The sequence below is a fragment of the Allobosea sp. genome (assembly GCF_030694325.1).
Classification (GTDB): domain Bacteria; phylum Pseudomonadota; class Alphaproteobacteria; order Rhizobiales; family Beijerinckiaceae; genus Allobosea.
The window spans coordinates 1-10,175 of record NZ_JAUXYO010000108.1 but is presented as its reverse complement, the minus strand read 5'-3'; the positions used below and the strand labels follow the sequence as shown (position 1 = coordinate 10,175).

At 69.1% G+C, this 10,175-nt stretch carries 12 protein-coding genes; 5 read left to right on the top strand and 7 right to left on the bottom strand.

Features of this window, described 5'->3' with window-relative positions:
- Nucleotides 1-269 precede the first annotated feature (269 nt).
- Complete coding sequence (locus Q8M82_RS06560; protein WP_305690572.1) at nt 270-461, bottom strand: CsbD family protein; 192 nt, start codon at nt 459-461, stop codon at nt 270-272.
- Nucleotides 462-555: 94 nt separating this feature from the next.
- Nucleotides 556-1,380: a helix-turn-helix domain-containing protein gene (locus Q8M82_RS06555; protein ID WP_305690571.1), complete on the bottom strand. Its 825-nt coding sequence runs from the start codon at nt 1,378-1,380 to the stop codon at nt 556-558.
- 133 nt (nt 1,381-1,513) lie between these two features.
- On the opposite strand from Q8M82_RS06555, the gene Q8M82_RS06550 reads away from it, so the two are divergent.
- The gene (locus Q8M82_RS06550; protein WP_305690570.1) at nt 1,514-1,921 is read left to right on the top strand and encodes a hypothetical protein; all 408 of its coding nucleotides are present in this window, start codon (nt 1,514-1,516) and stop codon (nt 1,919-1,921) included.
- Nucleotides 1,922-2,011: 90 nt separating this feature from the next.
- Here the strand turns inward: Q8M82_RS06550 and Q8M82_RS06545 are convergent, their stop codons facing one another.
- From Q8M82_RS06545 to Q8M82_RS06530, 4 genes are all read right to left on the bottom strand, one after another.
- Entirely contained in the window at nt 2,012-2,812 is an 801-nt protein-coding gene (locus Q8M82_RS06545; RefSeq protein ID WP_305690569.1) for a MetQ/NlpA family ABC transporter substrate-binding protein, read from the bottom strand.
- A gap of 176 nt (nt 2,813-2,988) precedes the next feature.
- Nucleotides 2,989-3,669 (bottom strand): methionine ABC transporter permease, encoded by a 681-nt coding sequence (locus Q8M82_RS06540; RefSeq protein ID WP_371126258.1) that lies wholly within the window; start codon nt 3,667-3,669, stop codon nt 2,989-2,991.
- Entirely contained in the window at nt 3,659-4,768 is a 1,110-nt protein-coding gene (locus tag Q8M82_RS06535) for a methionine ABC transporter ATP-binding protein (protein ID WP_305690568.1), read from the bottom strand. The genes Q8M82_RS06540 and Q8M82_RS06535 overlap by 11 nt, the downstream gene beginning before the upstream one ends.
- Before the next feature lie 7 nt (nt 4,769-4,775).
- Nucleotides 4,776-5,036, bottom strand: coding sequence for a hypothetical protein (locus Q8M82_RS06530; protein WP_305690567.1), 261 nt, complete (start codon nt 5,034-5,036; stop codon nt 4,776-4,778).
- 479 nt (nt 5,037-5,515) lie between these two features.
- On the opposite strand from Q8M82_RS06530, the gene Q8M82_RS06525 reads away from it, so the two are divergent.
- The 4 genes from Q8M82_RS06525 to cysK all read left to right on the top strand — a co-directional run bounded on the left by Q8M82_RS06525 (nt 5,516) and on the right by cysK (nt 8,815).
- Nucleotides 5,516-6,790: a phosphopantothenoylcysteine decarboxylase domain-containing protein gene (locus tag Q8M82_RS06525; protein WP_305690566.1), complete on the top strand. Its 1,275-nt coding sequence runs from the start codon at nt 5,516-5,518 to the stop codon at nt 6,788-6,790.
- A complete protein-coding gene (gene dut, locus Q8M82_RS06520; RefSeq protein ID WP_305690565.1) occupies nt 6,787-7,290 on the top strand; it encodes a dUTP diphosphatase in 504 nt (167 codons plus the stop codon). Before Q8M82_RS06525 ends, dut begins: the two co-directional genes overlap by 4 nt.
- Nucleotides 7,287-7,739 (top strand): RrF2 family transcriptional regulator, encoded by a 453-nt coding sequence (locus tag Q8M82_RS06515; RefSeq protein ID WP_305690564.1) that lies wholly within the window; start codon nt 7,287-7,289, stop codon nt 7,737-7,739. The genes dut and Q8M82_RS06515 overlap by 4 nt, the downstream gene beginning before the upstream one ends.
- An 89-nt stretch (nt 7,740-7,828) precedes the next feature.
- Nucleotides 7,829-8,815 (top strand): cysteine synthase A, encoded by a 987-nt coding sequence (cysK, locus tag Q8M82_RS06510; protein ID WP_305690563.1) that lies wholly within the window; start codon nt 7,829-7,831, stop codon nt 8,813-8,815.
- A gap of 69 nt (nt 8,816-8,884) precedes the next feature.
- Here cysK and Q8M82_RS06505 read toward each other — a convergent pair.
- On the bottom strand, nt 8,885-10,175 hold a 1,291-nt coding region (locus Q8M82_RS06505; RefSeq protein WP_305690562.1), incomplete at its 5' end, for a sensor histidine kinase.

Here is a 10,175-nt window from a genome sequence, read left to right as displayed (position 1 = left end):
GCGGGCGTCGAGCCCGATTGCGAGACGGCCGGTCTTCGCGCGCCGTGGCTCGGGATGGCCGTCCCGGGCCACGGCGTTCCCTCCCGGGAACCAACACCACTCTGACACATCGCCAAGAGACAATTGCGAGCGCAGCGAAGCCATCCAGAACGTCAGGGCTCTGTGTCCACCTGGAGTGCTTCGCTGCGCTCGCAATGACGGTAAGCCATACCGCATAGCAAAACGGGCCGCCTTTCGGCGGCCCGTTCTTGGTCAGGCTCTGATCGAAATCAGGCCTTGTCGACCACTTTCTTGACGGCGTCCTTGCCCTTGCCGAGCGCCTGCTGGGCTTCGCCCTTGCGCTCCTGAGCGAAGCCCTCGGCCTCGAGGCCGGGCTTGTCGAGCGCCTTGCCGGCGGCCTGCTTGACGTTGCCGACGGCCTCGTTGGCCATGCCCTTGACCTTGTCCATGGTGCTACCCATCGTCTTGATCCTTCTGTTGAATTCCGTGCCGCCCCCGCGGCGTCGCTTCAACAACCGGCGACCCAGCGGAAGGTTCCAGGCAAAATTCCGGGGTTCAACAGGATGCGTCGCGCCGTGCCTCCGCCAGCGCTCGCAAGGCTGCGGCCGTCATGTCATCGGCCGGGAAGAAGGTTTCCAGAGCCAGTTCGGACAGGGTGATGTCGACCGGTGTGCCGAACACGGTCGTGGTCGAGATGAAGGACAGGACCGCCTCCCCGACGCGCAGCCGCAGCGGGACCGCGATCGCCGCCCCGTCGGCCGGCAGGGCATGATCGGCCGCGGCCGTCGGCGGCGCGGGATAGGTCAGAAGCTCGGCCAAGAGGTCGGCGAGCGCGGGATCGGCGGCGATCCGCACCTGCTGGCGCAACCGCGCCAGGAGATGGGCGCGCCATTCCCCTAAGTTGACGGTTGCCCCGGCGAGCCCCCCGGGATGCAGCGCCAGCCGCAGGACATTGACGGGCGGGCGCAGCAGGTCGGCATCGCCGACCAGCGCCAGCAGCGGCGCCACCGCCGCATTCGTCGCGAGCAGGGTCCAGTGCCGGTCGACCGCCAGCGCCGGATAGGGCTCGTGCCCCGTCAGGACGAGATCGACCGCCGCCCTGGCGGCCTGCAGCGCCGGGTCCTCCAGCGCCCGTTCCAGATAGACCGGTGCATAGCCGGCCGCGAGCAGCAGCGCGTTGCGCTCGCGCAGGGGCACGCCGAGATGCTCGGCCAGTAGCAGCACCATGTCGCGGCTGGGCTGTGAGCGGCCGCTCTCGACAAAGGAGAGGTGCTTCTGGGAGATCTCCGCCTCGAGCGCGAGGTCGAGCTGGCTGAGACGGCGCTGCTGCCGCCAGTCACGGATGAGGGGGCCGATGGCCGCGGAGCGATGGCTGGTCATGACCGGCACGCTACCGGGCCCCCGGCGCCGTTCCAATTACCTCCGGCTTAATCGACGGCCCGAGCTGCGCCCGCCACCCTGTCGCCATCCAACCGAGGCGTCCCGGTGGCGCCTCCTCATCAGGGAGACCATCATGACGATGATCCAAGCCTCACCGCTGCTGCGCGGCGCGCTCGCGCTCGATGCCGCCGCCTGCGCCGGCATGGGCGTGCTGCTGAGCCTCGCTGCGGCTCCGCTCTCCGGCCTGTTTGCGCTGCCCCCCGACCTTCTCAGAGGGGCCGGCCTCCTGCTGCTGCCCTGTGCGGCGCTGCTTGGCTGGCTCTCGCGCCGTCGGGAGCTGCCGCGCCTCGCGGTTCTCGCCGTGATCGGCGTCAATCTGATCTGGATCGCCGACAGCCTGCTGCTGCTGGCCGGCGGATGGTTTATGCCGAGCGGGCTCGGCATCGCTTTCGTGCTCGCCCAGGCTGGTGCCGTGCTCGCCGTGACCATGGCCGAGGCCGTCGGTCTCGGGCGGTCGGTCCGGCACGGCGAGCCTGCCTGAGCTGGATCATCCCTCACAAAAAAGCCCCGGATGCGCGTTGCATCCGGGGCAGGCGCCTGGCGAGATGAGAGCCAGGTGGGGAGGAAGGGATTACCAGCCGGCCAGCACGTTGCCCTTGAAGCGCTCGGCGATGAAGGTCTTGATCTCGGGCGACTGGTAGGTCTCGACCAGCGTCTTGACCCAGGGCTTGTCCTTGTCCACGGCGCGCACCGCGATGACGTTCACATAGGGCCCCTTCGGATCCTCGCGCAGGATCGCCGAGGTCGGCTCGATCTTGGCGTCGACGGCGTAGTTGGTGTTGATCGCGGCGGCGGCGACGTCGGCCAGCGTGCGCGGGGTCTGCGCCGCCTCGACCTCGATGAATTTCAGCTTCTTGGGGTTGGCGACGACGTCGATCGGGCCCGGCTTGAAGCCGACCCCATCCCGGAGCTTGATCACGCCCTTGTCCTGCAGGAGCAGCAGCGAGCGGCCGCCATTGGTCGGGTCGTTCTGGATCGCGATGGACGATCCGTCCGGCACCTCGGCCCAGCTCTTGTACTTAGACGAGTAGATGCCGAGCGGGAAGTTCACGGTGAGGCCGACGCTGACCAGCTTGAAGCCCCGATCCTTCACCTGGTTGTCGAGATAGGGCTGGTTCTGGAAGGAATTGGCTTCCAGCTCGCCGGCGTCGAGGGCCTGGTTCGGCACGACATAGTCGGAGAACTCGACGATCTTCAGGTCGATGCCCTTCTTGGCCAGAAGCGGCTTCACCTGTTCGAGGATCTCGGCATGGGGGCCGGGCGAGACGCCGATGCGGAGGGTCTGCGGGGCCTGCGCGAGGGCGGGGACGGACAGGGCGAGGGCGGCGAGGGCCGTTGCGGCAACGGCGGCGCGGCGGGTGATGGTGGTCATGGAAGCGTTCCTTTGGCTTGGCTTTAAATTCGCTCGACCCTCATCCTGAGGAGCCGCGAAGCGGCGTCTCGAAGGATGCTCCAGATGCTTCCGGAGCCTCCAGGATCATCCTTCGAGACGCGGACATTCGTCCGCTCCTCAGGATGAGGGCCGAGTATGGGTTGGAGTGACGGTGTTCAGGCGTGGCGCAGGCGCTTGTTGAGCCGGCGGGCGAGATGGTCGCCGATGGTCTGGACGGTCTGGACCAGCACGATCAGGACGGCGACGACGGCGGCCATGACCTCGGGCATGAAGCGCTGATAGCCGTAGCGGATGCCGAGGTCGCCGAGCCCGCCGCCGCCGACCGCGCCGACCATGGCCGAGAAGCCGATCAGGCTGACGATGGCGAGCGTGAGACCCAGTGCGATCGCCGGCAGCGCCTCAGGCACCAGCACCTTGCGGACGATCTGCAGCGGCGTCGCGCCCATGGCGCGGGCGGCCTCGACCAGACCCTGGTCGACTTCGCGAATCGCGCCCTCGATCAAGCGGGCGATGAAGGGGGTGGCCGCCACGGTCAGCGGCACGATCGCGGCCTGGGTGCCGATCGAGGTGCCGGCGATCAGCCGCGTAAAGGGGATGATCGCAACGACGAGGATGATGAAGGGCGTCGAGCGCGTGGCGTTGACGAGCGTACCGAGCAGCGTGTTGACGAGGGGCGCGGCAAAGAGTTCGCCGCGCTTGCTGGTGGCGAGGAAGACGCCGAGCGGCAGGCCGAGAACCGTGCCGAGGCCCGCCGCGATCGCCACCATCTGCAGCGTGTCGAGGGTCGCCTGCCCGATCAGGGCGAGAATCTGGGGCGAGATGATCTCAGGAAACATGGCCGATGACCTCCGCCTTGAGTTCCAGGCCGTTGAGCGCGCCGAGCACCGCGGCCAGTTCCGGCTCGCGGGTCGGGACCGAGACGAGCAGGCTGCCGAAGGGCTTGCCGGCGATCGCGTCGATGCGGCCGGCCAGGATGTTGACGTCGACGCCGATGGTGGAGCTGAGCCGGCTGATGACCGGCGCGGTGGCGTTCTCGCCGGTGAAGGTGATGCGCAGCACGGTCTGGGCGCCCTGCTGGGCCTCCTTGCGGATGCGCCCTTCCAGATAGGCCGGCAATTCGACCCCGGTGACCGCCTCGACGAAGCGCGCCGTGGTCGGGTGCTGCGGACGGGTGAGCACCGAGAAGACGTCGCCCTCCTCGACGATGCGGCCGTCCTCGATCACCGCGACGCGGTCGCAGATCTCCTTGATGACCGGGATCTCGTGGGTGATCAGCAGGATGGTGATGCCGAGATCGCGGTTGACCTGCTTCAGCAGCGCCAGGATCGACTTCGTCGTCTCGGGATCGAGCGCGGAAGTCGCTTCGTCGCAGAGCAGCACCTTGGGGTCGGTGGCCAGCGCGCGGGCGATGCCGACGCGCTGCTTCTGGCCGCCGGAGAGTTCGGCCGGATAGCGCCCGCGCTTGTCGGACAGACCGACGAGATCGAGCAGCCGGGCGACCTTGTCCTCGATCTGCGCCTTCGGCGTGCCGGCGATCTCCAGCGGCAGCGCGACATTGTCGAAGACGGTGCGCGAGGAGAGCAGGTTGAAGTGCTGGAAGATCATGCCGGTCGCGCGCCGGCGGCTGCGCCAGCCGGCCTCCGTGAGCGCTGTGACGTCCTCGCCCTCGATCAGGAGGTGGCCGGAGGTCGCGCGCTCCAGCCCGTTGACGAGCCGGATCAGCGTCGATTTGCCGGCACCCGAGCGGCCGATGACGCCGACGATCGCACCCTTGGGCACGTCGAGATCGATGCCGGAGAGCGCCGCAACGGCGCCTTGCCCGTCCCGGGAGGGATAGGTCTTGCCGATCTGCGCGAAGCGGATGATCGGAGCGGGATGGTCCGGCACGGGGCCGGTTTCGACGCGGAAGGCGTCGGGCTTCACGGGAGCGTTCATGGGGACCTCAGGAGGTGAAGCGGCCGGCGCGGCGCCGGGGCGAGGCCAGCTGTCGCGCGGCCCGCTCGGCCGCGACCGGCGTGGCGAAGCGGTGACCCTCGAGCGCGTCGAAGGCGGAGGCGGCGGAGATGAAGGTGAAGAAGCGCTCGTCGCCGCGCCGGCTGACGAGGCCGGCCTGCGTCTCGTCGATCTCGATGACATAGGCCTGCGGGTCGCGCGGCGGCAGGCCCTGCTCGGGCCGGCCCGCACCGGACAGAATGGCATTCATGACGGAACTCCTGCCGCAGCCGCGGCGCTGGTGGACATCTGGGGCATTCGGAAAGCTCGGCTGGCGAGCGTCGCGACCGTCAGAGTCGACAGCGTCCGGTTTCGATGCGGGAGGAAGGGAGACGCGAGGTCGCTTCGATCATGTTCGTCTCCTGGCAATGGAGCCCACGACCGCGTCGTGGCGCTTTAGCGTTTGGTGACGCGGCGCAAGCTGCTCGCTCAAATCCCCGCGGTCTTCGGCAGGGCCGATGACATCCGCAATATCGGGCGATCCGTCCTGTTTGTCAACTCGATCGTTCTTTTAAAAAAACGGCGGGCGGGAGATGGTCCGACGCTCCCGGGCCGGCCGGAGAGAAGAGTGTTCCCCACACCAATGGCCGCAGCCCGAACCTGGACGACTGCCCTTCGGGAACGGCCCTCATGACAGGCCGGCCCGGGCGGTGCTAGGAAACGGACTCTCCGGGCTACAGGAACATCCACTTGGCCGCTTCCCGCTCCATCCTGCTGATCATCGGCGGCGGCATCGCCGCCTATAAGTGCCTGGAGCTGATCCGGCGCCTCAAGGATCGCGGCATCGCCAGCCGCTGCATCCTGACCAAGGCGGGCGAAGAGTTCATCACGCCGCTCTCGGTCTCCTCGCTCGCCGGCGAACGCTGCTTCAGCGATCTGTTCTCACTGACGGACGAGGCCGATATCGGCCACATCGCATTGTCGCGCTCGACGGACCTGCTCGTCGTGGCACCCGCGACGGCGGACCTGATCGCCAAGATGGCGAACGGGCTCGCCAACGACCTCGCCTCGACGGCGCTGCTGGCGACCGACAAGCGCGTGCTGATCGCGCCGGCGATGAACCCGCGGATGTGGCAGCATCCGGCGACGCGCCGGAACATGGCGCAGCTCGAAAAGGACGGCGTGCTCGTCGTCGGCCCCAATTCCGGCGCCATGGCCGAGCGCGGCGAGAGCGGCCCGGGCCGCATGGCGGAGCCGGCCGAGATCATCACCGCGATCGAACTCGCGCTAGCCGGAGAAGCGACCAAGCCGCAGCGCGCGATCGGCTTTCTCGGGCGGCTACCGGGTGCCGCCGATGGGCCGGGGCTGCTGGCGGGGCGGCATGTGCTGGTGACCTCGGGCCCGACGCATGAGGCCATCGATCCGGTGCGCTACATCGCCAATCGCTCCTCGGGCAAGCAGGGCCATGCGATCGCAGCCGCAGCCGCGGCCGCCGGGGCGCGGGTGACGCTTGTCTCGGGGCCGGTCGCTCTGCCCGATCCGCCGGGTGTCGAGACGGTGCATGTCGAGTCGGCCCGCGAGATGCTGGCGGCCGTCGAGGCCGCGCTGCCGGCACAGATCGCCATCTTCGCCGCCGCCGTCGCCGACTGGCGCGTGGCGACGGAGGCGCCGGACAAGATGAAGAAGGATGGCGGCGCCCTGCCGCCGCTCGCACTGGTGGAGAATCCCGACATCCTCGCCACGATCGCGCGCCGGGCGGACGGGCGGCCGGACCTCGTCGTCGGCTTCGCCGCCGAAACGGAGAACGTCGTCGCCCATGCCCAGGCGAAGCTCGCCCGGAAGGGCTGCGACCTGATCGTCGCCAATGATGTCGGCGGCACCGGCGTGATGGGCGGCGACGCCAACACGGTGCATCTGGTGACCGCGGACGGCGTCGAGAGCTGGCCGACGCTCGCCAAGGCGGAGGTCGCCAGCCGCATCGTCGCCCATCTTGCCCACCTCGCTACCGCGCGACGCCCCGCGTGAGCCTTCCGTTGGACATTGCGGTGCTGCGCCTGCCCCATGCCGTGGGTCTGCCGCTTCCCGCCTATGAAAGCGCCGGCGCCGCCGGCCTGGACCTCCGTGCCGCGCTGGCCGAGGGCGCGGTCCTCGAACTTGCTCCCGGCGCGCGCGATCTCGTGCCGACGGGGCTGTGCCTGCAGCTGCCCGAAGGGTTCGAGGCGCAGGTGCGGCCCCGCTCCGGCCTCGCCGCCCGCCACGGCATCACCGTGCTGAACGCGCCCGGCACGGTCGACAGCGACTACCGCGGCGAGGTCAAGGTCATCCTGATCAATCACGGGACGGAGACCTATGCGATCCGGCGCGGCGACCGTATCGCCCAGCTCGTGGTCGCCCCGGTTTCGCGGGCACATTTCAGCGAGGTGACCGCGCTTGAGGCGACCGGCCGCGGGGCCGGGGGCTTCGGCTCCACCGGCGTCCATCCTCGACACCTTCCCTCCCCTTCAGCCCCGGGTTCAGATCGATGATGCTGCTTTCGCGGCGCAGCCAGCTCGCCATCGCGGCGGTCGTCGACATCGCATTGCACGCCCGCCCCTCGCCCGTGGCGGCCAAGCTGCTGGCGGCGCGCCACGACCTGCCGCCGCGCCATCTGGAAACCATGCTGCAGGCCCTCGTCAGGGTCGGCATCCTCAAGGGCGTGCGCGGCCCGCGCGGCGGCTACGAGCTGGCGCGTGAGCGGCGCAAGATCACGGCCGGGGACATTGCCCGCGCCGCCATGCAGGAAGCAGGCGATGACGGGATCGGCCCCGCGCCACAGTCGGCGCTGGTCGATGCCGTGGTCGGACCGGAGGTGCTGCGGGCCTCGCGCGCCTTCCTGTCCATTCTCGACGAGGTGACCGTCGACGAGCTTTGCCGCCGGGCCCAGATCCTGCCAGGGCTCGGCAGCGACGGGAACAGCGCCGATTTCACGATATAGATTTGTTATTTATTCGATTTATCGACACGTCATGTGGATGGCTCTAGCCTGCGGCCATAGTCGGCGTTCGGCGACAGAAGGAGCAGATCATGACCGAGGCAGTGCGCAGACAGGATCCAGTTCAGGGCAAGGCGCCCGGGCGTGGCCGCATCTATGAGTCAATCACCGACACGATCGGCGATACGCCGCTGGTGAAGCTCAACCGGCTGCCGGCCGAGCGTGGCATCAAGGCGACAATCCTGGCCAAGCTCGAATTCTTCAATCCGATATCGAGCGTGAAGGACCGCATCGGCGTCAACATGATCGACGCGCTGGAGGCGTCGGGCGCGCTGAAGCCGGGCGGCACGCTGATCGAGCCGACCTCGGGCAACACCGGCATCGCGCTCGCCTTCGTGGCGGCGGCGCGCGGCTACCGCCTGATCCTGGTGATGCCCGAGACGATGTCGCTGGAGCGCCGCAAGATGCTGGCGCTGCTCGGCGCCGAGCTCGTGCTGACACCGGGGCCCGGCGGCATGCGCGGCGCGGTGGCGCGGGCCGAGGAGCTCAAGGCCGAGATTCCCGGCGCGATCATCCCGCAGCAGTTCGAGAACCCGCACAATCCGGAGATCCATCGCAAGACGACGGCCGAGGAAATTTGGAACGACACGCAAGGCGCGGTCGACATCTTTATCTCCGGCGTCGGCACGGGCGGCACCATCACCGGCGTCGGGCAGGTGCTGAAGGGCAAGAAGCCGGGGGTGAAGATCATCGCCGTCGAGCCCGAGGATTCGCCGGTGCTGTCGGGCGGAGCGCCCGGGCCCCACAAGATCCAGGGCATCGGCGCCGGTTTCGTGCCCGGGATCCTCGACCGCTCGGTGATCGACGAGGTGGTGACGGTCGGCAACCAGACCTCGTTCGAGACGTCGCGGGCGCTGGCGAGGAGCGAAGGCATACCGGCCGGCATCTCGTCGGGTGCGGCGATCGCAGCCGCGCTCGAGGTCGGGGCGCGGCCTGAGAACGCGGGCAAGACGATCGTGGTGATCATCCCCTCCTTCGCCGAGCGCTATATTTCCAGCGCGCTGTTCGAAGGGCTCTGACGAGCGCTCCTCCCCCTCTTCCCCTTCCACCCTGCGAAGGGCCCGGCCTCGTCCGGGCCCCTTCCGCGTTCAGTCCGCGTCGCGCTTGGGGAAGCGCAGGGTGATGCTGGTTCCGGGGCGCTCGGCGTCGGGCGCGAGTGCGGCCGCGGCCATCGTCGCCTGCATGCTCCGCAGCAGGCTGGCGAGCACGGTTTGGCCGAGCCCCTTGGCCTCCACCGCCGCAGGCATGCCGACGCCGTCGTCCTCGACCGTCAGGGCGAGAGCGGGCGCACCGTCGCCAGCCACCTCCTCGAAGCGCACAACGATGCGACCCGGCCGCCCATCGACGAAAGCGTGCTTGATGGCGTTGGTGACGAGTTCGTTGACGATGACGACGAAGGAGACCGCGTCGCGGCCGGGCAGGCGGATATCGTCCATGGCGAGCGCGATCTCGATCGGCCTGCCCTCCGCCGCCTTGCCGATCTCGGCCAGCAGATCCTCCATGTAGGGCCGTGCCTCGATCTCGTCGGTGTCGAGATCGAGCCGCAGGCGGCGCTGCCCGGCGGCGATCGCCTGGATGCGGGACTGCGCCTGCTGCAGTGCGGCCCGCACCGCCGGCTCGCGGCTCTGGCGGCTCTGGACGCTGAGCAGCGCCGAAACCATCGCGAGGTTGTTGCCGACGCGGTGGTTGACGTCCCGCAGCAGCGCCTCGATGCGCAGGCGCTCGTTCTCGAGTTCCTGCGTCCGTTCGCTGACGATCCGCTCCAGCTCGGCATTGCTCTCGGCCAGCGACGTGCTGCGGCGCTGACGCAGGCGCAGCTGCTGCCAGGCGGCGAAGGCCAGGCCCGCCAGCGCCACGACGATGCCGATGCTCGCGAACAGACGGCGGCGCTCCTCGTTGCGGCTCAGCGAAACGAGGCGAACATTCTCGGCGATCTGGATCTGCTGGACGAGGTCGCGCAACGCATCCATCGCGCCGATACCCTGGCCACGGCGAATCAGCGCGAGCGCCTCGGCCTGACGCCCGTCGCGCATCAGCCCGATGGTGGCGTCGAGTTCGTCGAGCTTCAGCTGCATCTGCGCGCGCAACGCTGACACACGCTGCCGCTGAGCGGCATCCTCGCCGACCAGCTCTTCGAGCGCGGCGATGGCCGGCACGGCCGCGCCGCGCCCTTCGGTGAAGGGCGGCAGATAGCTCGCCAGCCCCGTCAGCAGATAGCCGCGCTGGCCGGTTTCCGCATCTCGCAGATGGCCGAGGAAACGTTCGGCACTTTCGCGCACGGCGATCGCGCGGGAAACCTGATCGGCCGTCTGCTGCGCCTGGCGATTGATCCAGGCCGCCAGCATGATCGCGACCGCGACGACGCCGATGGCGACGACG